This window comes from Massilia sp. UYP32, assembly GCF_050434365.1.
Classification (GTDB): Bacteria; Pseudomonadota; Gammaproteobacteria; order Burkholderiales; family Burkholderiaceae_D; genus Telluria; species Telluria timonae.
This window is the reverse complement of sequence record NZ_JBNDIK010000013.1, coordinates 144,002-167,575: the sequence shown is the minus strand read 5'-3', so window position 1 is coordinate 167,575 and position 23,574 is coordinate 144,002. Positions and strand designations below refer to the sequence as shown.

21 protein-coding genes and 3 tRNA genes are annotated in these 23,574 nt (G+C 67.3%); 12 read left to right on the top strand and 12 right to left on the bottom strand.

The genetic code is table 11. From position 1 onward, the window contains the following. The first annotated feature begins 151 nt into the window (after positions 1–151). Positions 152–228, top strand: a tRNA-Arg gene (locus tag ABIB42_RS12445). Positions 229–248: 20 nt separating this feature from the next. On the opposite strand, the gene ABIB42_RS12440 is transcribed toward ABIB42_RS12445, so the two are convergent. Then, the gene (locus ABIB42_RS12440; RefSeq protein WP_005669968.1) at positions 249–743 is read right to left on the bottom strand and encodes a hypothetical protein; all 495 of its coding nucleotides are present in this window, start codon (positions 741–743) and stop codon (positions 249–251) included. Between the two features lie 177 nt (positions 744–920). Here ABIB42_RS12440 and ABIB42_RS12435 point away from each other — a divergent pair. From ABIB42_RS12435 to ABIB42_RS12425, 3 genes are all read left to right on the top strand, one after another. Continuing rightward, positions 921–997 (top strand) — tRNA-Arg (locus ABIB42_RS12435). A 123-nt stretch (positions 998–1,120) separates the two neighbouring features. Next, positions 1,121–1,197, top strand: a tRNA-Arg gene (locus ABIB42_RS12430). A 465-nt stretch (positions 1,198–1,662) separates the two neighbouring features. Then, positions 1,663–2,211 carry an FxDxF family PEP-CTERM protein gene (locus ABIB42_RS12425; RefSeq protein ID WP_184237750.1) on the top strand — a complete coding sequence of 183 codons (549 nt, stop codon included), beginning with the start codon at positions 1,663–1,665 and terminating at the stop codon, positions 2,209–2,211. A gap of 55 nt (positions 2,212–2,266) precedes the next feature. Here ABIB42_RS12425 and ABIB42_RS12420 read toward each other — a convergent pair whose 3' ends face one another. The 3 genes from ABIB42_RS12420 to ABIB42_RS12410 are packed head-to-tail and all read right to left on the bottom strand — an operon-like array spanning position 2,267 to position 6,706. Continuing rightward, positions 2,267–4,159 carry a hybrid sensor histidine kinase/response regulator gene (locus ABIB42_RS12420; protein WP_071363179.1) on the bottom strand — a complete coding sequence of 631 codons (1,893 nt, stop codon included), beginning with the start codon at positions 4,157–4,159 and terminating at the stop codon, positions 2,267–2,269. Further along, positions 4,159–4,746 carry a YfiR family protein gene (locus ABIB42_RS12415; RefSeq protein ID WP_429248411.1) on the bottom strand — a complete coding sequence of 196 codons (588 nt, stop codon included), beginning with the start codon at positions 4,744–4,746 and terminating at the stop codon, positions 4,159–4,161. Before ABIB42_RS12415 ends, ABIB42_RS12420 begins: the two co-directional genes overlap by 1 nt. 16 nt (positions 4,747–4,762) lie before the next feature. After that, positions 4,763–6,706, bottom strand: coding sequence for a TonB-dependent receptor plug domain-containing protein (locus ABIB42_RS12410; protein WP_429248410.1), 1,944 nt, complete (start codon positions 6,704–6,706; stop codon positions 4,763–4,765). A 379-nt stretch (positions 6,707–7,085) separates the two neighbouring features. On the opposite strand from ABIB42_RS12410, the gene ABIB42_RS12405 reads away from it, so the two are divergent. From ABIB42_RS12405 to ABIB42_RS12395, 3 genes are all read left to right on the top strand, one after another. Further along, entirely contained in the window at positions 7,086–7,922 is an 837-nt protein-coding gene (locus ABIB42_RS12405) for a response regulator (RefSeq protein WP_273029592.1), read from the top strand. Positions 7,923–8,076: 154 nt separating this feature from the next. Next, entirely contained in the window at positions 8,077–11,154 is a 3,078-nt protein-coding gene (locus ABIB42_RS12400) for an ATP-binding protein (protein ID WP_083415513.1), read from the top strand. Positions 11,155–11,352: 198 nt separating this feature from the next. Continuing rightward, positions 11,353–12,372, top strand: a complete 1,020-nt coding sequence (locus ABIB42_RS12395) for a GGDEF domain-containing response regulator (protein WP_005669952.1) — start codon at positions 11,353–11,355, stop codon at positions 12,370–12,372. Positions 12,373–12,543: 171 nt separating this feature from the next. Here ABIB42_RS12395 and ABIB42_RS12390 read toward each other — a convergent pair whose 3' ends face one another. Continuing rightward, the gene (locus ABIB42_RS12390) at positions 12,544–12,963 is read right to left on the bottom strand and encodes a hypothetical protein (protein WP_005669950.1); all 420 of its coding nucleotides are present in this window, start codon (positions 12,961–12,963) and stop codon (positions 12,544–12,546) included. Positions 12,964–13,207: 244 nt separating this feature from the next. On the opposite strand from ABIB42_RS12390, the gene ABIB42_RS12385 reads away from it, so the two are divergent. Then, positions 13,208–14,845, top strand: a complete 1,638-nt coding sequence (locus tag ABIB42_RS12385; protein ID WP_229520401.1) for an ATP-binding response regulator — start codon at positions 13,208–13,210, stop codon at positions 14,843–14,845. A gap of 31 nt (positions 14,846–14,876) precedes the next feature. On the opposite strand, the gene ABIB42_RS12380 is transcribed toward ABIB42_RS12385, so the two are convergent. Continuing rightward, a complete protein-coding gene (locus ABIB42_RS12380) occupies positions 14,877–15,341 on the bottom strand; it encodes a hemerythrin domain-containing protein (RefSeq protein ID WP_005669947.1) in 465 nt (154 codons plus the stop codon). A 193-nt stretch (positions 15,342–15,534) separates the two neighbouring features. Between ABIB42_RS12380 and ABIB42_RS12375 the strand changes: the two genes are divergently transcribed. Beyond that, complete coding sequence (locus tag ABIB42_RS12375; RefSeq protein WP_005669945.1) at positions 15,535–16,257, top strand: sensor histidine kinase; 723 nt, start codon at positions 15,535–15,537, stop codon at positions 16,255–16,257. A 95-nt stretch (positions 16,258–16,352) separates the two neighbouring features. Here ABIB42_RS12375 and ABIB42_RS12370 read toward each other — a convergent pair whose 3' ends face one another. The 3 genes from ABIB42_RS12370 to ABIB42_RS12360 all read right to left on the bottom strand — a co-directional run bounded on the left by ABIB42_RS12370 (position 16,353) and on the right by ABIB42_RS12360 (position 19,812). Next, positions 16,353–17,654, bottom strand: coding sequence for an NAD(P)/FAD-dependent oxidoreductase (locus ABIB42_RS12370; protein WP_219863728.1), 1,302 nt, complete (start codon positions 17,652–17,654; stop codon positions 16,353–16,355). A gap of 105 nt (positions 17,655–17,759) precedes the next feature. After that, positions 17,760–18,542 (bottom strand): LytR/AlgR family response regulator transcription factor, encoded by a 783-nt coding sequence (locus tag ABIB42_RS12365; protein ID WP_071363182.1) that lies wholly within the window; start codon positions 18,540–18,542, stop codon positions 17,760–17,762. Continuing rightward, the gene (locus tag ABIB42_RS12360; protein ID WP_005669940.1) at positions 18,532–19,812 is read right to left on the bottom strand and encodes a sensor histidine kinase; all 1,281 of its coding nucleotides are present in this window, start codon (positions 19,810–19,812) and stop codon (positions 18,532–18,534) included. Before ABIB42_RS12360 ends, ABIB42_RS12365 begins: the two co-directional genes overlap by 11 nt. Positions 19,813–20,046: 234 nt before the next feature. On the opposite strand from ABIB42_RS12360, the gene ABIB42_RS12355 reads away from it, so the two are divergent. From ABIB42_RS12355 to ABIB42_RS12345, 3 genes are all read left to right on the top strand, one after another. Next, entirely contained in the window at positions 20,047–20,724 is a 678-nt protein-coding gene (locus tag ABIB42_RS12355; RefSeq protein WP_219863726.1) for a hypothetical protein, read from the top strand. A gap of 90 nt (positions 20,725–20,814) precedes the next feature. Next, complete coding sequence (locus tag ABIB42_RS12350; protein ID WP_005669937.1) at positions 20,815–20,952, top strand: hypothetical protein; 138 nt, start codon at positions 20,815–20,817, stop codon at positions 20,950–20,952. A 112-nt stretch (positions 20,953–21,064) separates the two neighbouring features. Then, positions 21,065–22,309, top strand: coding sequence for a DEAD/DEAH box helicase (locus tag ABIB42_RS12345; RefSeq protein WP_219863724.1), 1,245 nt, complete (start codon positions 21,065–21,067; stop codon positions 22,307–22,309). A gap of 9 nt (positions 22,310–22,318) precedes the next feature. Here ABIB42_RS12345 and ABIB42_RS12340 read toward each other — a convergent pair whose 3' ends face one another. From ABIB42_RS12340 to ABIB42_RS12330, 3 genes are read right to left on the bottom strand one after another with little or no spacing between them, the layout of a single operon-like run. Further along, positions 22,319–22,771, bottom strand: a complete 453-nt coding sequence (locus ABIB42_RS12340) for a GNAT family N-acetyltransferase (RefSeq protein WP_219863722.1) — start codon at positions 22,769–22,771, stop codon at positions 22,319–22,321. Between the two features lie 56 nt (positions 22,772–22,827). Continuing rightward, positions 22,828–23,103: a hypothetical protein gene (locus ABIB42_RS12335; RefSeq protein ID WP_005669933.1), complete on the bottom strand. Its 276-nt coding sequence runs from the start codon at positions 23,101–23,103 to the stop codon at positions 22,828–22,830. Beyond that, the gene (locus ABIB42_RS12330) at positions 23,103–23,498 is read right to left on the bottom strand and encodes a hypothetical protein (protein WP_143054603.1); all 396 of its coding nucleotides are present in this window, start codon (positions 23,496–23,498) and stop codon (positions 23,103–23,105) included. The genes ABIB42_RS12335 and ABIB42_RS12330 overlap by 1 nt, the downstream gene beginning before the upstream one ends. Between the last annotated feature and the right edge of the window lie 76 nt (positions 23,499–23,574).

Here is a 23,574-nt window from a genome sequence, read left to right as displayed (position 1 = left end):
GGCTGTCATCTTGAGCACTGTCCCGTCCCCCTTCAGGGCATCCTAGGGGACATTTCTACTTAGCGGAGAGGGGACATTACTACTTTGCGCTAACAATTTCCCGATAACCCTTTGCCAAGACGAACAAGCATCGCTATAATGCGTGCCTCGGGCGGCTGTAGCTCAGCTGGATAGAGTACTTGGCTACGAACCAAGGGGTCGTGGGTTCGATTCCTGCCAGCCGCACCAACTGTTTCAAAGAGAATGGCTCAGAAGAAATTCTGAGCCATTTTTCTTTCCGGCTCGCCAAACGCCTGCGCGAAGCCGACCTCGAGATGACCACCGACCGGCACCGCCGCCCACCTTGCAGTCAGCTCGGCGAGCGCGCAGCGCACCGCATCGATGGCCGCCGCGTCGATATCGAGCATGGGGCACGATCTCGCATGGCATGTGACCCGGTACAGGTCGATGAGATCCGTTGCGGGGGCATCGCCGCCGGACCACTGGTCGCCCTGGAAGACTTCCACCAGACGCTCGACCGCGTCGCTGCATGGCTCGCCCTGCATCCCGAAGCTGGCCGCCTCTCCCTCGCCCACCCTGGCGAGAAATCCGCGCACGGCCAAGGTATGCTCCACGGCGTAATGCACCATATCGTGCGGAATGATTCCTTGCTTTGGGCAGTCGACCTGCTCTGGCGGGCGCCCCGGGCGCACGATGGTCATCCGGTCGAACTTCCCGGCGCCCTTGGTAAAGACGAGTCGCATGTGAATAGCTCCAGACTGCGCGCATGGCGCATGATCGAACCGTGCCTGCCAGTGTATTCACATGCTGACAGGCAAGCAAGGCCTGGCGCCGGCCGATCCGGCGCACAGCGCCCGGCTTGCCCGGCGCCAACAGCCGCTTGGCGAACTAGCCACATGCCGCTATAATGCGTGCCCCGGGCGGCTGTAGCTCAGCTGGATAGAGTACTTGGCTACGAACCAAGGGGTCGTGGGTTCGATTCCTGCCAGCCGCACCAACCGTTTCACAGAAAATGGCTCAGAAGAGATTCTGAGCCATTTTTCTTTGCTGAACACGGTTTCTGCAATGCAGAATCCTTGCTTGGCGTTCTGGCTGATTGCCGTTATAATGCGTGCCTCGGGCGGCTGTAGCTCAGCTGGATAGAGTACTTGGCTACGAACCAAGGGGTCGTGGGTTCGATTCCTGCCAGCCGCACCAACTGTTTCAAAGAGAATGGCTCAGAAGAAATTCTGAGCCATTTTTCTTTTCTGCCTGCATTTCATTCTCGCGCGCTCAGTCGTTTGAGCATAAGTTCACACGCGCCATTGTCGCTCATCCCTTTCGCCCTGTTCAGGACCCTGCGTCGGGTGTCAACGGCCTCTGCGCCGGATCATCACCGCAGTTCTTGTAAGACCTGCCCTACATAGGTTGAGCAAACCCACGTGATTTTCTGCTCTACAACGCCAGATAGCGACGCTCTCCTATGACACGTTATCCGATAGCTATCTCCCCAGAAAATAGTTAGCCTCGAGCACACATTTCCTGTTCCATAAGCCACATAGCGCAGGGGGATGCTTTTCTTTGCTCTTTTGTTAGCATGAAGTTCCCCTTCTTGAAACCATGGCTGCGGGTTGCGGCTGATGTCGCGGCAGATTTCGCGGCTGACCTTTTGCGAGGAAAGACATGAAACGATCTCTCATTGCTGCAATGGTGCTGGCTGGCGCGTCGTCGTTCGGTTCTTCCGCCGTGATGGCGCAGGACGTCATCGGAGACTCGCCGCAAGCCCTGGACCTGGTCGATCTGACCGCCTACTTCGGCGACACCTTCGCCGCCGACAACCAGGGCAACACCTTCGCCGACCAGTTCACCTTCACGATCGCGAGCACGATCGGCCACAATCTCGACGCCGTGGTCGCCTCGAGCAGCCGCAGCGGCGACGTCGGCCTGGACATCACCGGCCTGGCCCTGTACGGCGCCGATGACGTCCTCATCAGTGCGGGCGAAGAAGTGCAGGCCGGCGCCGTCGACCTGTGGACCCTCGCCAGTGACAACCTGGGGGCCGGCGACTATTACCTGCAGGTGAGCGGCGAACTGTTGTCGGCCGACGGCGCCAGCTTCGGCGGCGCGGTGGCGCTGGCGCCGGTACCCGAGCCGGGCACCTACGGGATGATGCTGGGCGGCCTGGGCGTGCTGGGTTTCCTGGCCCACCGCCGCCGGGCGAAGCAGGGCTGACGCCCTGCCGATCTGCAGCAGCACGAACGGAAGCGTTGCACACGCTTCCGTTTTTTTATGTGCGCAACTTCTTGACGACGCTGCGCGTGCCCAGGATTTCCTCGATCTGCTCGAAGCGCACCGGCTTGACCATGTGGTGGTCGAAGCCGGCCTCGAAGGCCAGCTGGCGGTCTTTTTCCTGGCCCCAGCCGGTCACCGCGATCAGCACCGTCAGGGCGCCAGTCGGCAGCTTGCGGATGCCGCGCGCCAGGTCGTAGCCCGACATGTGCGGCAGGCCGATGTCGAGGAAGGCGTAGTCAGGACAGAAACGCGCCGCCGCGGCCAGCGCGTCCGGGCCGTTGTGGGTGATCACCACGCTGTGGCCCATCGCGGTGAGCAAGGCGCCGATGCTGTTGACGAAGTCGACGTTGTCGTCGGCCAGCAGGATGCGGTAGCTCTCGGTGCTGATGAAGGCGGCCGGGGTCGGCTTGGTCGGCGGCTCGGGCTCGACCACGATCGGCAGGCGCACCAGGAAGCGGCTGCCCAGGCCCAGGCCTTCGCTGTGGGCGGTGATGGTGCCGCCGTGCAGCTCGACCAGCTTGCGCGCCAGCGACAGGCCCACGCCCAGGCCGGCATTGCTGCGCTCCAGGGTCGAATCGACCTGCACGAACATCTCGAACACCGAATCGAGCATGTCCGGCGCCAGGCCGATGCCGGTGTCGGCCACTTCGAGCACCAGGGTCTTGTCTTCCACCGCGCCCTTGAGCATTACCTTGCCGCCGCGGTTGGTGTACTTGGCGGCGTTGTTCAGCAGGTTCGACAGGATCTGGGCCAGGCGCGTGGCGTCGCCGTGCAGGAACACCGGACGGTCCGGCAACTCCAGCACCAGCTCGTGCCCGTGCAGCTCGATATACGAACGCACCACTTCCAGCGCGTCGTTGACGACGGCCTTCAGTTCGACACGGCCCATCTTGATGGTGAACTTGCCGGTGTTGATGCGCGAGACGTCCAGCAGGTCGTCCACCAGGCGCACCATCTGGCGCAGCTGGCGTTCCATGATGTCGGTGGCGCGCTGGGTGGCCTGGGCGTCGCCGCTGCGGATGCGCAGGATGTCGAGGCCGGTGCGGATCGGGGCCAGCGGGTTGCGCAGCTCGTGCGCCAGGGTGGCCAGGAATTCGTCCTTGCGGCGGTCGGCCACGATCAGGGCGCCTTCGGCGCGCTGGCGCACTTCCATCTCGTGTTCGAGCGTGCGGTTGGCCGCCTGCAGCGCGTCCGAACGGCGCCCGATCTCGGCCAGCATGTCGTTGAAGGCCTCGACCAGCACGCCGATCTCGCCTTTCTCCTTGCCCGGCACGCGCAGCGAGAAGTCGCGGCGCAGCATCACCTGGCGCGCGACGTCGGTCACGGCCTCCAGCGGACGCGTGATCGAGGCCTGCAGGCGCGAAGCCACCAGGGCCGCGATCACCAGCGCGCCCAGCAGCACGCCGCCGAGGATGGCGCCATAGCTCAGGGCCCGGTCCAGCACGCCGTAGCGCGAACGCAGGTAGACGGTGCCGATCCGCTCGCCGTTCTCGACGATGTCGCGGTACAGCACGACTTCGCCGCGTTCGATGCGGTAGCCGGCCGGCTCGGGCCGCTCCGGCAACTGGGCGCGCACGTCGGGCCGCACATAGGTGGCGAAGCGGGTGCCGTTGGCCGTGTAGACCGCGGCCGCCACGATCTGCGGGCGCACGCGCAGCAGGGTCAGGCTCTGGGTGACGTCGGCCGTATCGTTGAACGAGACCGCGGGCGCGGTCACGCTGGCGACGATGTCGGCCTGGGTGGTCAGGTCATCGATCCAGTAGCGCTGGAAGGTGCGCAGGTCGAGCAGCAGCATCGCCACGCCCGCGCTGAGCAGGGCCACCACGGTGGTCGCCACCGCCATCAGGATCAGTTTGCTCCGGACGGAGCCGGTATCGTGCATCGGCATCAGGAGGCTCCTTTCTGCACGCGGTTCGCGACCGTCAGCAGGCGCGAACTGAGCTTCACATTCTTCTTTTCCGCCGCATCGAGCGAGACGTCGAAACGGACGCGCTCATCGACGATCGTAAAATTGATCACGCTGCCGTGCTGCAGGCAGCCCTCGCATTCGCTCACGGTCAGCCAGGCCGGCGAGGCGCGCAGCAGGCGCGCCGTGCGCGCCCCGTCCTGGCCGGCCACGAACAGCAGGTGCACCGGCTGGGCCAGGTCTTGCTCGCGCAGCACGCGCACGGCGATCGTGCGTCCCGCCACCATGCGCCCGGTGGCGATCCGCGTCAGCTCGGCCGCCATGTCGTCGGCGCCGAACACGCCCAGGGTGAGGGGCGTGGCGGCGTCGGAGAAAGCCTGCGGCGGAAATTCGGCGTAACCGAGGAATTTATACAGGAAAGCCGCCTTCACGCGCCGCTCGAGCGCCGGCGCCGCGGCCTGCGCGGCCAGCGGCAGCAGGGGCGCGCCGACGCCGGCCAGCAGCAGGGGCAGCGCCAGGGCCCGGCATGCCAGGCGGCGCTGCGGGCTTTCAGGTTGAGTGATTGTCATGGAATCCATTGGCCAGTCAAAAACGCAGCGCCGCGCTGGCGAACACCGATCGCTCGATCAGCTGGCGGCTGCCGGCCGCGCCGTATTCGGCGTGGCGTCGGTGCAGCAGGTTACGCCCGACAAGGGCGATCTCGAGATCGGGGCGCACCTGCCACGCCAACCGTGCGTCGAGCTCATGATAGCTTGGCAGGGCCGCCTGCGGCATGCTCGCTACGTAACGAAGCGCCAGATCGGCGCGCAGGTGCGGCCCCAGGTCGTGCGCGCTGCGCACGGTCCAGGTCATGCGCAGATCGTTGCCAGCAAGAAAACTCAGGCCGGTACTGTCGCGACTGGCAGGCTCGCGCCCGACGTCCACGTCCTGGACCACCGCTCCCGCATGCAGGCGCCAGCCGCGCGCGGCCTGCCAGTTGGCCCACAGCTCGACGCCGCGCAGCGCGCCCTTGCCCAGGCTTTGCAGGACGTAGGCAGCCGGCGGAATGGCGCCCACCGACGCCCGTTCCAGCGTGCGCAGGCGCTCGAAATCCGTATAGAAGACGGTGGCCGACCACGACAGCGCGGGGGTGGGCTGGGCACGGTAGCCCAGCTCGGCCACGCGCGCCGTTTCCGCCACCACGTCCGCCCCACCCCCGACCAGATAGGCGTTCGGGTCGAGCGGGTCGACGACGTAGAAATCGCGGTCGAGGCGCGACGGCGCGCGCACCGTGCGCGACAGTGCCGTCCACAGCATCGAGCGCGCATCGACGTCCCATGCCAGGCGCAGGCTGGGCAGCACCTCGCTGCCGGTATACACATTGTGTTCGATGCGCACGCCGGCGCTGGCGCGCAAGTCGCGCGCCAGCTTGAATTCATCCTGGACGAACAGGTGCGACCAGCGCAGGCTGCGCCGCGCCGGCGTGAAGCGCAGCAAGGGACCGTTGTCGATCCGGTCGCGGCTGTAGCGATAGCCGCCGCCCCAGGCCAGGCTGTGGCCATCCAGGCGCAGCAGGTGCTGGGCCTCGACGTCGACCGTGTCCAGGCGCTGTGCGCCGACGCCCTGCTGGTCGCGCCGCGCATGGTCGATCCAGGCCTGCAGGCGCACGCTCTGGTTCTCGTCCAGCCGATGCTCGACCCGCCCCAGCAGGTTGGCGCCCGAGGTCTCGGTGCGCGCCTGGTCGGCGCCGGCGCGCTGGCGGCCGTCGTGGACGTCGCCGCTGAAGGTCAGATCAAGGGCCTCGGCTTCCCGGTCGAGACGAAAGCCCGCCTGCTGGCGCCGCATGCCGCCGGCGCCCGGCCCGCCCCCATCGAACGCCAGCCCCTCGACATCCATGCCGCGCGCATAGGCGCGCCAGTGCGCGCCGCCGGCGAGCTGCCCGCCATAGCGCACGCTGGCGCCCTTTTCGCCGGCGCCGGCATGCGCCGTCGCCAGGCCGCCATGGGTCTCGGCGGCGCTGCGGGTAATGATGTTGATGACGCCGTTGACGGCATTCGTGCCCCAGGCGGTGCCGCCGGCGCCGCTGACCACCTCGATGCGGTCCACGTCTTCCAGCGCCACGTCCTGCATTTCCCAGAACACGCCGGAAAACAGCGGCGAATACACGCTGCGGCCATCGACCATCACCAGCAGCTTGTTGGCCAGCGGCGAGACGAAGCCGCGCGCGCTGATCGCATACGACCCGGCGCCGATGCGCGCCACCTGCAGGTTCGGCGCCAGGCGCAGCGCCTCGGGCAAGGTGGTGGCGCCGGAGCGGGCGATCTCGGCGCCCTGGATCACGTAGACCGAGGCCGGCGCGCGCCCCAACGCTTCGTCCTGGCGCGAGACCGAGGTCACCACGATATCGGAAAGCTGTTCAAGGGAATAGTCGACGAGCGCCACGGCCTGGCCCGGCGGATCGACTGGCCGTGCATGTGCCTGCGCCGCGCAGGCGCAGGCGCAGGACAGCAGCGCGATACCGGTGCGAGCGAGCAACGAAGAAGATGACATAGTTGCCATCGTAGAACATTTTCTCGCACCCACCAAGTGCGCACACGCTACAGTGCGCACTTGACAATCCGCCCAGGATATTTATTGAGGCTATGACTGGTATTGGAAATATAAATTGGACTGATTTGACGCAATGCAGCATCATTCACCTGTCTCCTCTATTCTCCTCCTAGGAAATAGATTCAGCCCGCTTCTAACGAAGCGGGTTTTTTTTTGCCTGCTGCAAGGCCGCGATAGCGGCCTCACCATCCGCGCAATCGGCTCATAAGTTGGTTAGTTACAAATCGCAACTACGCCGCCGCGCACGCTTGTTGAAGCAAACGATAGGCTTTTGGTGTACGATGCCGGCCATATTTTCGTTTTTACAACTAGCTTGCCCATGCCCGACCTCGACACCTCCGCCCGGAGCACCGCATCCTACGACTGGTCGGCGACCGCGCTGGGCGACGCCGCCCGCTGGCCCCTGCCGCTGCGGCTTGCCAGCGACCTGCTGCTCAACGCGCCGCTCCCCACCCTGCTGGTCTGGGGCACCGAGACGATCACGGTGTTCAACGAGGCGTATGCGCTGCTGGCCGGCCCCGGCTACGGCCGGGTTCCCGGCGGTTCGGTGCCGCCGGTGCTGCCGCCCCCGCTGGCGGCGGCCGGCAAGGCGCTGGACGCAGCCTGGCGCGGCGAAGCCGGCGTGGTGCAGGACGCCCCGCTCACCTTCCGCCGTCTCGACGGCAGCCAGGAGTCGCGCTTCGACCTGCGCCTGACCCCGCTGCGCGACGAGACCGGCGCGGTGCGCGGCGTGCAGGTGGTGCTGGCCCCGGCCACCGAGGCGCCGGCGCAGGAAGACGCCGGCGGCGGCGCCATGCGCATCCTGGTGGTCGAGGACAACGTCGATTCGCAGTACCTGGTGTGCGAGATGCTCAAGGCCTTCGGCCACGAGGCCGACGGCGTGGCCCATCCCGACGACGCCCTGGCCCTGCTCGCGCGCCAGCGCTACGACGTGCTGTTCTCCGACGTCAGCCTGCCCGGCATGTCGGGCGTCGACCTCGCCACCCGCGCGATCGCGGACGATCCGTCGCTGCGCGTGATCTTTGCCTCCGGCTACGGCGACACCCTGCTGCGCCACCTGTCCTTCCCTTACCAGTCGCTGCAGAAGCCCTACGAGATCGACCAGTTGCAGGACGCCCTGTCGAAGGTCGCGCGCCAGGCGGGCAAGTCCGGCTGAACAGCGCCGCAAGGAGCGCTGCACGGAAACGCCGTGAAGCGCGTTTGAAACGCGGACCGGCGCCAGGCGCGCATCAAGCGTGTGTGTCGGACCCGCTTGTCTGGTCTACAATGAAACACATCCTGCCCGGTCTCGGGCGTTCCGCACCCCCGGCATGAACACTCCCTCCGACCTATCCAGCAGCAGCACTCCCTGCCACGTGTCCGAGCAAGACCTGGCAGCCACCCGGCAAGAGCTGCAGCGCGCCAACGAGCGCATGGAAAACATGCTCGAAAGCCTCACCGACGGCTTTTGCGCGGTCGACCGCGACTGGAACATCACGTATATCAACGGCCGCGCGCTGCAGATGGTGGCGCCGCTCAACAAGAGCCGCGACAGCCTGGTCGGGCGCCGGCTGTGGGATGAGTTCGAAGACCTGCACGGCACCTCGGTCGCCGCCGACTGCCGGCGCGCGATGGAGCAGCGCATCACCGTCAACAAGGAATTTTTCTACCGCCGCCTGCAATGCTGGCTCGACATGCGGGTGTACCCCTCGCCCGACGGCCTGACCCTGTACTTCCAGGACATCACGGCGCGCAAGCTCGACCAGCAAGCGCTGATCGACAACAACAACCGGCTGCAGCTCGCGATCGCGGCCGGCCGCCTGGGCGACTGGCGCTGGGACGCGGCCAGCGACCGCGTCACCTTTGGCGCGCGCGCGGCCGAGATCCTCGGCCTGCCCGCGGGCGTGGCGCTCGCGTGGCCGCTGCTGCGCGCGCGCCTGGTCCAGGAAGACCGGCCGCGGGTACGGCGCGCGGTGCTCGCGGCTTTTTCGCAAGGCAATGACCTCGACCTCGAATGCCGCCTGCTGCCGCTCGACGGCCACGCCGGCGGCGCCCTGGAGAACCAGGCCGCCGCGCGCTGCGTGGCCCTGGTCGGCCGCCCCGACCATGCCAGCGCGGCCCAGGGCGGCGCCGTGCTGGGCATGACCGGCATGGCCCAGGACATCAGCGCCCGGCGCGAAGCCGACGACCACCTGCGCCAGAGCGAAGAAGAACTGCGGGCGCTGGCCAACACCATCCCGCAGCTGGCCTGGATGGCCGACCCCAGCGGCGCCATCGTCTGGTTCAACCAGCGCTGGTACGAATACACCGGCATCACGCCGAGCGAATCCACCGGCTGGGGCTGGAAAGCGGTGTACGATCCGGCGGTGCTGCCGGCCGTGCTCGAGCATTGGGACGAATCGGTGCGCACCGGCGCGCCGTTCGAGATGGAATTCCCGATCCGCGGCGCCGACGGCAACTTCCGCTGGTTCCTCACCCGGGTCGAGGCCGTCCACGACCGCGACGGCCGCGTGGTGCGCTGGTTCGGCACCAATACCGATGTCGACCAGGTCAAACGCGCCGAGCAGGCGCTGCGCGAAGAATCGCACGTGCTCGAACTGCTCAACAGCACCGGCGCCATCCTCGCTTCGACGCGCGACCTGCGCTCGCTGATGCAGGCCGCCACCGACGCCGCCGCCGGCGTCTGCGGGGCCCGTTTCGGCGCCTTCTTCCACTATGGCGAACAGGGCGCGGGCACGCTGTTCTCGCTGTACACGCTGTCGGGCGCCACTTCGGCCGAGTTCCAGGACTTCGCCGAACCGGGCGCCAGCGCGCTGTTCGGTCCGGGCTTGCGCGCCGACGGCATGGTGCGGATCGGCGACCTGGGCGACATCGGCAACGCACCACAGTACGCCGCCAAGGCGCCGCAGTTCGGCCTGCCCGCCGGCCATCCGCCGGTGCGCAGCTACCTGTCGGTGCCGGTCACGGCGCGCTCGGGCGAGCTGCTGGGCACGATGTTCTTCGGCCATCCCGAGCCCGGCGTGTTTACCGAACGCAGCGAGCGCATCGTCAGCGGCATCGCGGCCCAGGCCGCGATCGCGGTCGACAATATCCGCCTGGTGGAGGCCGCCAGCCGCGCCGCCGAAGAGCGCAAGGTGCTGCTCGAGAACGAGCGCGAGGCGCGCGCCGAGGCCGAGCGCACCAGCCAGATGAAGGACGAATTCCTGGCCACCCTGTCGCACGAGCTGAGGACGCCCTTGTCGGCCATTCTCGGCTGGTCGCAGGTGCTGCGCCGCGGCAGCCGCGACGGCGCCGACCTGCAGCGCGGCCTGTCGACCATCGAGCGCAATGCGCGCGCCCAGGCCCAGCTGATCGAAGACCTGCTCGACATGAGCCGCATCACCTCGGGCAAGGTGCTGCTCGACATGCAGACCGTGGCCCCGGCCGCCTTCATCGACGCCGCCATCGAAACCGTGCGCCCGGCGGCCGACGCCAAGGGCATCCGCATCGAGCGCCATTACGGCAGCGAGACGCCGGCGGTGGCGGGCGACCCGAGCCGGCTGCAGCAGGTGATCTGGAACCTGCTGTCGAACGCGATCAAGTTCACGCCGCGCGACGGCCTGGTCACGATCGAGGTCGGCCAGCGCGACGAACAGGTGGCGATCACGATCCGCGACAACGGCGCCGGCATCGGCCCCGAATTCATCACCCACGTGTTCGAGCGCTTCCGCCAGGCCGACGCCTCGATGACGCGCAGCCACGGCGGCCTCGGCCTGGGCCTGTCGATCGTCAAGCACCTGGTCGAGCAACACGGCGGCACGGTGCGCGCGGAGAGCGCCGGGGTCGGCCAGGGCGCCAGCTTCACCATCGAGCTGCCGCTGGCCAAGGCCGCTCCCGCCGCCAGCGCCGATGCCGCCCGCGCCGCGCCGCGCCAGCCGGCGCCGCCGCCGGCGACGTCGTCTGCCGTGGAGGCCGACGCACAGGCGGCCGAGGCCGCGGTGCGCGACCTGCGCGGCACCTCGGTGCTGGTGGTCGACGACGACCGCGATGCGCGCGAGCTGATCGCCCGCATCCTGGCCGATTGCCAGGCCAGCGTGCGCCTGGCCGCCAGCGCGCGCGAAGCGTTCGAGCTGCTGCGCGCCGCGCCGCCCGACCTCCTGATCAGCGACCTCGGCATGCCCGAGGTCGACGGCTTGGAACTGCTGTCCTGGGTGCGTGCGCTGCCGCGCGACGCCGGCGGGCTGGTGCCGGCCATCGCCCTGACCGCCTTCGCCCGCTCCGAAGACCGCCTCAAGGCGCTGGAGGCGGGTTTTTCGGCCCATGTCTCGAAACCGGTCGAGCAGACCGAGCTGATGGCCGCGATCGGCATGGTGATGGCGCCGCCCGCGGCGCCGCTGGTCAATGGAGGAAGACGCGTGGTCAGCCGTTGAGCGTTGGCCACTGATGGATGGCCAATGAAAGTGGGGCAATGAGGAGCAGCCGTTGTCCACCGATCGTTCATGTTCCTACCCACGCACGCGGCGCTGTCCTACAAGAAATTTTGAGCTGTTTGCTAGACTAAGTAGTGATGGGTTCAAGCCCGATTCCACCCAGAAGGGAATCCGCTCCATACGAGAGAAGAGAAAAGCATGCCGAGCAGACAAGACATTTTGAACGCGAAAATCCTGGTAGTGGACGATTCGCCCGACAATATCGAACTGATGGAAGAGATATTGCGCGAAGAAGGCTACGCTTGCGTCAGCTCGACCATGCTGCCGGAACAGGTCTGCCCGCTCCACCGCGAGCACAACTACGACCTGATCCTGCTCGACCTGCAGATGCCGGGCCTGAATGGCTTCCAGGTGATGAAGGGGCTCAAGGAGATCGAGCAAGGCGGTTACCTGCCGGTGCTGGCCCTGACTGCCCAGCCGAGCTTCAAGATCGCCGCGCTCGAAGCCGGCGCCCGCGATTTCATCAGCAAGCCCTTCGACCTGCTCGAAGTGCACAAGCGCATCCACAACATGCTCGAGGTGCGGCTGCTGTACAAGGAATTGGCGCAATACTCCAAGGCGCAACAGGAACTGGCCCTGCACGACGCCCTCACCGGCCTGCCCAACCGGCGCCTGCTCGAAGACCGCATCGAGACCGCGCTGCAGCACGCCAACCGCAGCCATGCCAAGGCGGCCGTCATGTACCTCGACCTGGATGGCTTCAAGGCGATCAACGACACCTACGGCCATGCCTACGGCGACGAGATCCTCAAGATGGTGTCCCAGCGCCTGCTGTCGAGCTCGCGCAAGGAAGACACCGTGGCGCGCCTCGGCGGCGACGAATTCATGGTCGTGCTGGGCGACATCCACAGCCTGGCCGACGCCCAGGGACCGGCCTCGAAACTGGTCGAGGCGCTGTCCGAGCCCTTCTTCATCAACGATCTCACGCTGCGGCTGTCGACCTCGATCGGCATCAGCATCTATCCGGACGATGCCGAGTCGGTCGATGCGCTGATCAATATCGCCGACTACGCGCTGTACGAAGCCAAGCGCGCCGGCAAGAACCGTTTCTGCTCGCCGGCGGCGAACCGCCAGGCGGCGGCCAAGACCTCGGCGGCGCCGAGCCAGGCCAGCGCCCCGGCCAGCCCGCCGGTCGAGCTGGCGACCCACCACCGCTGAAGCGGGCGCTGCTTCTTTCGTTTGCACGACGGGTCCGGCCTTCCATCTGATTGGGACGCCGGGCCCGCCTCATTTGGGAAAGCGCGCACGATGACCCTTGGCGAATCCATAAAGCAACAGGCCATGCGGCTTGCGCCGCATGGCCTGTCGTCTCCCGCCGTGAAGAAAATCTCAGCGCTTCTCTTCCACCGGGCACTCGCGAATCTTGCTCTTTTCTTCGATCGACTGCGCGTGCTGGTGGTCGTGGCCCGCGTCGACCATGTCCGGCGCCACCTCGATGCGGGTGATGCCGGCGTCGACCGAGATCGGGTCGCTGGCCGGGAAGGTCATCTCGACCGCGTCGTCGAGCAGCGTTTCCTCGGCCTTTTCCTTGTTGGACAGGCCTTCGCAGCCGGACAGCGCCTTGATGGCGATCGCATAGCGGATGACTTCCAGGTTGGCCAGGTCGCCGATCGTCTTCACGCCCAGCGTGTCGGCCAGCGCAGACGCCTGCTGCTCGCCGATGCCGCGCAGCGCGGATAGCGGCGCATCGGCCAGCTCGCGGAAGGTTTTACCGTGAAATTGCTCATTTACAATGGTGTCGATATTCATATTATGTCCTTTCGTATAGGCGCCCCGTCCGCCAGCGAACCGGTTCGATTCCACTATGGCATAGCGCTGTACCGACGTATGTGCGGCAGCGAACACCCTCACCTGCCGCACGATTGATTTATTTGCCTAGTGGCACTTATGTCACATGATATGATGGCTTGTTTTGCAAGGTATTTACTCAGGCGTAATACAAGTTTAGACTCCATTTGGTCGGGCAAGCACGGCAATGTTGACGGAATCCATCGTGGCGAACAGCGATAAACCCAAGATCCTGGTGGTCAACGACGACCCCGCCAGCCTGCTGGCGCTGACCAGCCTGCTCGACGGGCGCGCCGACGAGGGCAACTACAGCGTGCTGTCGGCCCGCTCCGGCCAGGAAGCGCTGCGCCAGGTGCTGCTGCACGATTTCGCCGTGATCCTGCTCGACGTGAACATGCCCGGCATGGACGGCTTCGAGACCGCCGAGGCGATCCACCAGCGTCCGCGCTCGGCCGACATCCCGATCATCTTCGTCACCGCCTTCCTGGCCGACGAGATCGACCGCCTCAAGGCATACCAGCGCGGCGCCGCCGATTTCCTGTTCACCCCGGTGATTCCGCAGATCCTGCACGCCAAGGTGTCGGTATTCGTCACCCTGGCCATGAAGAACGAGGAACTCAAGCGCCAGGCCGAGAAGCTGTCGCAGCACGCGTCGGAACTCACCGCCACCAACCGGCGCCTGGTGCGCGAGATGGAAGAGCGGCGCGCGGCCGAGAGAAAGAGCCATGCCAAGGACGAGTTCCTGGCCATGCTGGGCCACGAGCTGCGCAATCCGCTGTCGGCGATCACCAGCGCCTCGAGCCTGATCGGCCTGCCCGGCGCCGCGCCCGACACGGTGCTGCGCGCCCGCTCCATCATCCAGCGCCAGAGCCAGCACCTGTCGCGCATCGTCGACGACCTGCTCGACCTGTCGCGCGCGATGTCGGGCAAGATCCTGCTGGCGCGCCAGGCCACCGACCTGTCGACGCTGGTGGCCAGTTGCCTGGAGACCTTCCGCGCCACCGGCCGCACGGCGGGCTACCGCATCGCGGTCGACCTGGCGCCGGGCTGGGTCGATGGCGATCCGACCCGTCTCGAACAAATCGTGTCGAACCTGCTGGACAATGCGCTCAAATACACGCCCAGCGGCGGCGCCATCGACATCGCCCTGGCGCGCGCCGGCGACGAGGTCGTGCTCAGCGTGCGCGACTCGGGCGTCGGCATCCCGCCCGAACTGCTGCCGCAGGTGTTCGACGTGTTCGTGCAGGGCGCGATCTCGATCGACCGCTCGCAGGGCGGCCTGGGGATCGGCCTGTCGCTGGTGCGGCGCCTGGTCGAGCTGCACGGCGGCAGCGTGGCCGCCGACAGCCCCGGCGCCGGACTCGGCTCCAGCTTCACGATCCGTCTTCCCTACGCCAGCCAGGCCGAGCCGGCCGAACGGAGCGCACCGGCGCTGGCGCCGCTGGAAGCGGGCAAGCCCTCGGTGCTGCTGATCGAAGACAATGAAGACGGGCGCGAGATGATGGCGACCATGCTGGCCGCCTTCGGCTACCCGGTGTTCCAGGCCGCCGACGGCCTGCAGGGCGTGAGCCAGGCGCATGCCTGCCGGCCGGACGCCGCGCTGGTCGACATCGGCCTACCTGGCATCGACGGCTACGAGGTGGCGCGGCGCCTGCGCGCCGACGCCGCCACGCGCGCGATCCGCCTGATCGCCGTGACCGGCTACGGCCTGCCGGACGACCAGCGGCGCGTGATGGAAGCCGGCTTCGACCAGCACCTGGTCAAGCCGGTGCAGATCGAGCGCCTGCTGGAAGCGCTGGCGCCGGTGACGGCCCCAGCCCCGGCCGGCACCACCGCCGCCTGACGCCGCGGCAGTTGCGGCAGCGGCGGCGCGGTCAGGCCGTGGCGAGCAGCTCGTCGCGGCGCGCCGCCATCTCGGCCCCCAGGGCGTCCAGGTCGAGCTTGAGCTTGCGCACTTTCGGGAACATGTCCTCTTCTTCCTCGTCGACGTGGTGTTCGATGTATTCGCCCAGCACCGTGACCTTGGCGTCGTACAGGTCGTCGCCCGGCTCCATCTCCTGGATCTGCGAGATCAGGTCCTTGGCCGAGGCGTGTTCGACCACGGCTTCGTCCAGCATGTCTTCCATTTCCTTCGACACCGAGCGCAGCGCCGGATAGAAAATCTCTTCCTCGATCTGCGTGTGCATGATCAGCTGCTCGCAGATTTCGTTCGCCAGCTTCTTCTTGCTGGTGGTGGCGCGCTCGCCCAGTTCGTCGAATTGCTTGAACAGCGCCTTGACTTCGTCGTGCTGGCTGATCAGGAGTTCGATGGCGTCTTGTGGCTTGTCGTTCTTGCTCATGGTAATACCCCCGTATTCTGTATGGTGTGAGTGGCTCGTTGACCACGTTTCCAGCATGCGCCGTGCGCGCCGCGCAGACTGTACGGGAGCGCACGCTGTGCAGGAACAACGCCGGGATGACTTGCCATGCGGGGCGCGCGCCGCCGAATTGCCAACTGTTGTATGATTTGGGAAACATTTAACAGAGCCTACGATGACCGCACCGGCACCATCGCCCCCCGACCCGGAACTCGAGCGCCAGGTCGCGGCGCGCACCGCTGAACTCACCGAGATGCTGGCCTGGCTGGCCAACTGCTGGGACCAGGAACGCCGCCAGCTGGCGCGCCAGCTGCACGACAGCCTGGGCTCGTCGATGACGGCCCTGACCATGCACCTGGCCCTGCTGACCCAGAACCTGCCGGCCGACAGCAAGGCGCGCGACCGCGCCGCCCAGATGAAAACGCTGCTGGCCGGCATCATCGAAACCAACCGCAAGATGCAGCTCGAGCTATGGAACGACAAGCTCGAGTTCCTGGGCCTGCGCGCCGCGCTGGCCGAGCTGGTGCCCGCCTTCGGCGCCGAACGCGGCCTGAAGGCGCGCGCCAGCCTGCCCGACGACGACGGCGCCTGGTCGCGCGAACACGGCGTGCTGCTGCTGCGCTGCGCCGAGGAAGGCCTGCGCAACGCCGCCGCCCACGCCCAGGCCACGCGCGTGGACGTGATCCTGGACGACGACGGCGACATGGCCATGCTCACCGTGCGCGACGATGGCGTGGGGCCGAGCGCGGATGCGCTGGAAAAATCGTCGAAGGGCTGCCACGGCCTGCGCCTGCTGCGCGAACGCGCGCGCTACCTGGGCGGCAACCTGACCCTGGCGCGCGGCGAGAGCGGCGGCGCGATATTACAGATGACCTTGCCGCGCGAGCTGGCGGCCTGACGCGCAGGCGAACTAAAAACGACAACGCGGAAAACGACAACGCGAAAAACGACAACGGCGGCCATCGGCCGCCGTTGTCGTTGGTACTGGTACGCTCAGTGCAGCTTGACCAGCGGCGTGCTGCGCCGGATCAGGAAGCGCGCCACCGCCAGCAGCGCGGTGCGGGTGATGCCCATCACCGCCCGGTGGTGCATCAGGTGCAGGCTGGCGTACATCGTGCGCGCCAGCGCGCCCTGCACGAACCAGCTGGCCCCGCGCAGCGAACCCATCAGGCTGCCGACGCTGGTGCTCTGCCCGACCGAGACCAGCGAACCATAGTCGCGGTACTCGTACGGCGTGTCTTGCGGCGCCTGGCCCTTGTCCATGCGCAGGAAGGCCGTCACCAGGTAGTCGGCCTGCTGGTGCGCGGCCTGGGCGCGCGGCGGGACCGGCGCGCCGTTGCCGTCGATGCAGACGGCGCAGTCGCCCAGCGCCCAGATATTCGGCACGCCCTTGACGCGCAGGTGGGCGTCGACGTCGAGCCCGCCGCCGCGCGCGGTCGGCAGGCCCAGGCCGGCCAGCAGTTCGGGCGCGCGGATGCCGGCGGCCCACACGCACAGGTCGGCCGGGTAGACGTTGCCCTTGCCGTCGATGACCTTGTCGGCCTCGATCGCGGTGACGCGGCAGTCGGCCACCACATTGATGCCGCGCTTGCCGAGCAGGTCGTGCGCCGCGGTCGAGACCCGCTCGGGCAGCGGCGCCAGGATGCGCGGCGCGCCCTCCAGGATGGTAATGCGCACGTCGCGCTTGACGTCCATGCGCGCAAAGCCATAGCGCGCATAGGCGCCCGACGCTTCGCGCAGCTCGGCGGCCAGCTCGACGCCGGTGGCGCCGCCGCCGATGATGACCACGTCCAGGCCGGTTTCCTTGCCTTCTTCGCGCTGCTGCTCGACGGCCAGCATCAGGCGCAGCATGCGCAGGCGGAAGCGCTCGGCGTCCTCGGTCGCGTTCAGCGAGATCGAATGCTCCTCGGCGCCCGGCACGCCGAAATAATTCGAGGTGCTGCCGATCGCCATCACCAGCGAGCCATAGCCCAGGCGCCGCACCGGCAGCACTTCTTCATTGTCGCTGGCGGCGCGCACCGCGCCGATCTCGATCGCCTGGCCGGCGGCGTCGAGCCCCGTCATCGGGCCGAGCACGAAATTGAATCCATTGTCGTGGGCCAGCATGGCGTACGACAGTCCTTCCTGGTGGATGTCCAGGGTGCCGGCCGCGACTTCGTGCAGCGACGGCTTCCAGATATGATAAAGGCGGCTGTCGACCAGCGTCACCTTGGATGGGCCCAGTTTGCGGCCCAGTTTGCAGGCCAGCTCGAGTCCGCCGGCGCCTCCACCCACGATCACGATATCGCTATGCAAGTTGCCTCCTTCACAATGCCCTGTCCGGCAACGGCGCCGGATCCTCGGACAATGTCGATTTTACTATGGCGGCGTGAATAACGTAGCGCTTGTCAATATAGTTGACTACATATTACGGAAGAGCCCCATGAAGGACTGACTGACAGTCAGCGTCTCGGGCCGGTTCCTGAGCCGGATCGTGCCGCGCCCGCTTTCGTCGCGCGCCACGCCGGCTACCGCGCGCAGGTTGACGATGGTCGAGCGGTGCACCTGCTTGAACATGGTCGGGTCGAGCACCTCGAGCAGGTCGCGGATGGGTTTACGCAGCAGCGATTCGCCGTCACGCGTCATCACCACCGTGTACTTGGCGTCGGACTGGAAATACACCACGTCGTCGACCAGGATCAGGCGCGTCTCGGCGCCGCGGCTGGCCGTCAGCCAGACCAGGGGCTGCGCGCGCGGCGCCGGCGGAGAAACCAGCTGCAGGCGCGCCAGCAGCTCGGCCAATTGGGTGGCGTCGACCCCGCCGCGCGCCAGGCGCTCGCGCACCCGCGCCACGGTCGCGTTCAGGCGCTCGCGCGCCACCGGCTTGAGCAGGTAGTCGACCGCGCCGCGATCGAAGGCGTCGAGCGCATACTGGTCGTAGGCGGTCACGAACACGACCTCGGTGCGCAGGCCCGCCGCCAGCAGGTTCGACGCGACTTCCAGGCCGGACAGCCCCGGCATGCGGATGTCGAGGAAGGCGACCTGGGGCCGGTGGGTCTCGATCGCTTCCAGCGCGCTGCCGCCGTCCTCGCACACGGCCACGATCTCCAGCCCGGGCCAGGCTTCGAGCAGCAATTTGACCAGTTCGTCGCGCAGCAGCGCTTCGTCTTCGGCGACCACGCATTTGACGGCATCAGGCGGCATGGCGGCCTCCGCTTCCCTGCAGCGCCAGCGGCACCGTGATGGTCGCCGCCACCCCGCTCGGGAAGTTGGCGACGATGGCGAAACTGGCGCCATTGCCGTAGGCCAGGCGCAGGCGCTCGCGCACGTTGCGCAGGCCGACGCCGGTGCCGGCGCCTTCGCTCGAAAAGCCGCGGCCGTCGTCGGCCACGGTCACGGCCACCGCCTGCGCCTGTTCGCCGCCCACCGCCCGCGCCAGGATCCACACCGTGCCGCCGCCGGGCTTGGGCTCCAGCCCGTGCTTGATCGCGTTCTCGACCAGGGTCTGCAGCATCATCGGCGGGAACACCAGCCGCTGCAGCTCGTCCGGCACGTCGACCTGCAGCGACAGGCGCGGCCCCATGCGAATGGCCAGGATGTCGAGGTAGGCGCGCGATCGCTCCAGCTCCTCGCCCAGGGTCGACGGCGCATCCTCGGTGCGCGGCAGGGAATGGCGCAGGTACTGGATCAGGTTGCCCAGCATGGCGTCGGCGCGCGCCGGGTCGCTGCGGGTGAGCACCTGGGCGCTGGCCAGCGTGTTGTACAGGAAGTGCGGCTCGACCTGGGCGTGCAGCAGGTTCAGGCGCGCCACCGTGAGCTCCTTCTCGGTCACGCTTTCGCGCACCTGATTCGCTTCCACGCGGCGCCGCTCGGCGATGCGGCGCGCGATGGCGCGCACCACGGCCTCGGCGTTCTCGAGGTTGGTGCCGTGGTCGACCAGGAACCAGTCGAGCCAGGCCGGCGCCTCGGGCTCGCAGATGAGGGTGACGCTGCCGGCCACGTCGCCGTTGGGCGTGACCGTCGCCAGGATCTGGTTGCGCCGGTTCGCAAAGATGTCCAGGCCCCACAGCTGGGAAGCCTCCTTGCCGTAGGGGTCGATGCGCGCGACCTTGGCCCGCACCTGCAGGCTGTCGCGCGCGCTGTCGACGACGGTGGCGCCCGGCAGTTCGCGGATCGCCGCATCGATCATGTCGAAGGCCTCGCCCGCTTCGAGCGGAATCTCGATCTGGCGCCGCTGGCGGTTCGACAGCGTGCTGGCGTCCAGGTGGCCAATGACCAGGCGCACCCGGCGCATGTGCGAGAACACTTCCAGCAGCACCCAGGCGCACACGCCGAAGCCGAGCAAGGGACCGATCGGGCCGAGGTCGACGTCGACCCGCTCCAGCCAGGTCTCGTTGAGGGTGATGCACAGGGCGAGATAGACCGCCAGCCAGGCCAGCAACAGGCGGAAAACGTGGAACAGGCTTGCAAACATGATGTGCTCTCAAGGGTTGGGAATGGGCCCACCATAGGCTATCCATTCCTTGCAAGACAGCATTATGCGACGGAGCCGGGACTGGGCCGACGAAACCGGGGCCGGGCGGCATGGAGCCGGTGCATGGCCGGGCGAGCAGACTGTTGCTTTCTACCTCTCGTTACAATTTTCAGACATGCCCTCCCCCGCCCCTGCCCGCTACAATCTCGCCTTTCCGATCAAAAGGTTTTACAGATGGTACTGAAACGCATCGTCGTCATGCTGGCCGCCACGCTGGCCGCCGCCACCGCCCACGCCGAGATCGGCGCCGCCGTCACCGCCACGCTGGGCACCACCGGCGCCGGCCTGCACCTGGTCGTGCCGATGGAGAGCAATCTCAACGGTCGCTTCGGCATCAATTACTTCCAGCACGATTTCGACAAGCGCACCGGCGGCATCGACTACGACGCCAAGGGCAAGCTGCAGACCTTCGACGTGCTGTTCGACTGGTACGTGATCGCCGACAGCCCATTCCGCCTGACCGGCGGCGTTCTCTACAACGGCAACGAGATCAAGGGCCGCGGCCGTCCGAATGCCAACGGCCAATACCTGATCAATGGCCGCGGCTACACGGCGGCCGACGTCGGCGCGCTGGACGCGGACGTCGATTTCCAGAAGGCCGCGCCCTACATCGGCATCGGCTGGGGCAATGCCCTCACGCCGAGCAAGCGCTGGCAGTTCAGCGCCGACCTCGGCGCCTTCTACCAGGGCAAGGCGCACGTGAACCTGGTCAGCCGCGGCTGCACCAGCTCGCGCGTGACCTGCACCGTGCTCGCGACCGACGTCGCGCGCGAAGAAGCGCGCCTGGCCGAAGAACTGTCGGACTACAAGTTCTTCCCGGTGCTGCGCGCCAGCGTGTCGTACAGCTTCTGATCGACCCTGTCCAGCCGGCCATGCCGAACGCGCGCCCTGGCTGACGCGGCCGGCGTATGATGGGCTTCCACCATCGGGAGGGAGTCCATCATGTTGCCACGCCGAATTCTCGCCGCAGCGCTGACCGCGAGCTGCCTGCTGCTCGGCGGTTGCCGTGAACACAACGAGCCGGTCAAGCCGATCGCCGACCTGAGCCTGGGCCTGTCAAGCCAGCCTGCTCGCGACTGATTTTGCGCCTGATCCGCCGGCGCCGGCCGTCGGCCAGCCGCCGTTCTCGCCATGCCGGCCGCGGCAGGGTAAACTACGCGCTGTCCATTTTCGTCCCAAGGTTGTCCCACCCATGTCGTTCGCATCCCTCGGCCTGATCGACCAGATCGTCCGCACCCTCGACGCCCTCGCCTACCACACTCCCACCGCCGTCCAGGAACAGGCGATTCCCGCCGTGCTGGCCGGCCGCGACGTGATGGCCGCGGCCCAGACCGGCACCGGCAAGACCGCCGGCTTCACCCTGCCGACCCTCCAGCGCCTGGCCAGGAGCGGCACGGTGGGCAGCAACGCGGTGCGCGCGTTGATCCTGGTGCCCACCCGCGAGCTGGCCGAGCAGGTGCACGAAAGCGTGCGCACCTACGCCGAAGGACTGCCGCTGCGCACCATGGTCGCCTACGGCGGGGTGAGCATCAATCCGCAGATGATGGCATTGCGCAAGGGCGTCGACGTGATGGTCGCCACGCCCGGCCGCCTGCTCGACCTGCAGCGCCAGAACGCGGTGCGCTTCAACGAAGTCAAGACCCTGGTGCTGGACGAAGCCGACCGCATGCTCGACCTGGGCTTCGCGCGCGAGCTGGACGGCCTCATGAAACTGCTGCCCAAGAAGCGCCAGACCCTGCTGTTCTCGGCCACCTTCTCGGACCAGATCCGTGCGCTGTCGAACCAGATGCTGCGCGATCCGGTGCGCATCGAGGCCTCGCCGCGCAACACCACCGTCGCCGCGGTGAAGCAGTGGATCATCCCGGTCGACAAGAAGCGCAAACCCGAGCTGTTCGTGCACCTGCTCGAGCGCCATGACTGGACCCAGGTGCTGGCCTTCGCCCGCACCCGCAAGGGCGTGGACGAGCTGGTGTCCCTGCTCGAGGCCAAGCGCATCACGGCCGACTCGATCCACGGCGACAAGCCGCAGCCGGCGCGCCTGCGCGCGCTCGAACGGTTCAAGGCGGGCGAGGTGCGGGTGCTGGTCGCGACCGACGTCGCTGCGCGCGGCATCGACATCGACGACCTGCCGGCCGTGATCAACGTCGACCTGCCGATCGTGGCCGAAGACTATGTGCACCGCACCGGCCGCACCGGCCGCGCCGGCGCCACCGGCGAGGCGGTGTCGCTGGTGTGCGCCGACGAAGTCGAGCAGCTGGCGGCGATCGAGGTGCTGACGCGGCAAGCGCTCGAGCGGGTCGAGGAACCGGGCTTCGCGCCCGACCACCGGGTGCCGATGACGGACGCGAAGGGGCAGATCGTCAAGAAGCCGAAGAAGCCCAAGAAGCCGAAGGGCGACGCGCCGGTGGTCAGCGAGGACGTGCGCTTCCGGCGCTAGGGCGCGGGCTCAGTCTGCGCTATCCGGTTCCAGCGCCTTGCGCAAGGCATGACGCGCGCCGCCCGGCGGGAAGCCGTCGAGGCGGCTGAATACCGTGTAGCCGAGCTTCTCGTAGAAACCGAGGGCCTGGAAGCTGAGCGTCTCGAGGAAGGCCTGCGTGCAGCCGCGCCGCACGGCTTCGCGCTCGGCCGCGAGCATCAGGGCGCGGCCCATGCCCCGCCCACGCAGCTCGTCCGCGAGCCACAGCGCATGCACCTGCAGCCAGCCGACCCAGGTGTCGCCGGACAGGCCGCCCACCACCTTCCCCTGCGCGTCGCGCAAGGTCACCAACAGGTCGAGCGGCGCCGCGCCGCCGGCATGTGCGGCGTTGTAGTCGATCAGGCCCTGGATGACGACGTTGGCATCGCGGTAGTCGGGCGTCGATTCGACCGCGATTGCGAGGTTCGGGATATGGTCTGGCATGGCGGATCCGCAAATGAAAGCGATTCTACGGCAAGGGCCGCATCGCCCAGCGGACGTCAGGGGCGCGGCGCCCCGTTCTTCGCCACATGGCGCCGGTATTGCCACTCCGAGATATGCCAGGTCAGGACGCCGAACACGGCGCCGGCGATCAGCCAGGACGGGATGTTGTAGACGAGGGACGGCACGAACCGTTCGGGATTGCTGAACCAGGCGGAGATCACGAAGAAGAGGTACATCGGTATGCCGTACGCGAGCAATCCCCGCTTGACGATCCACGATGCCATGCCGGCTTCACGAAGCGTGCGCCATCTGATCGCATGCGCTTCGCTCATCAGCCTGCCGCCTTTCGCTTTGCGGCCATCTTCTTGCCTGCGCCTCGTTGACCGATCGCGTCCGCGAGCCCGCGCCGCCGATCGAGCCTGCGCTCGAGCGCCGCACCCACCGCGTACAGCAGGATGAAGACCGGCGTCATGAACAGGCCGTAGGCGTCGGGCCACGAGATGAATTCCAGCGCCCGGCCCAGGCCCAGCCAGTGCGCCAGCGCCAGCTGGGCCGCGATCGGCAATTCGAGATACGCGAATTGCGACTGGTAATCGACGTAACCCAGCGAGACGAAGCCGAGGCAGGTCGCAATGAATAGCGCGTAGGGAGCGCAAAAGAAAAGACCGAGTCGGGACATCGTGATCGATACGAGGTTCGGGTTGCAAATGCTGTGGCGGATCGTCACGACGTGACAGGGCGACAAGTACGGCTTGGATTGGGCGCTACGATACCACCGTGGCCGCATGCAAAATTCACCCTTT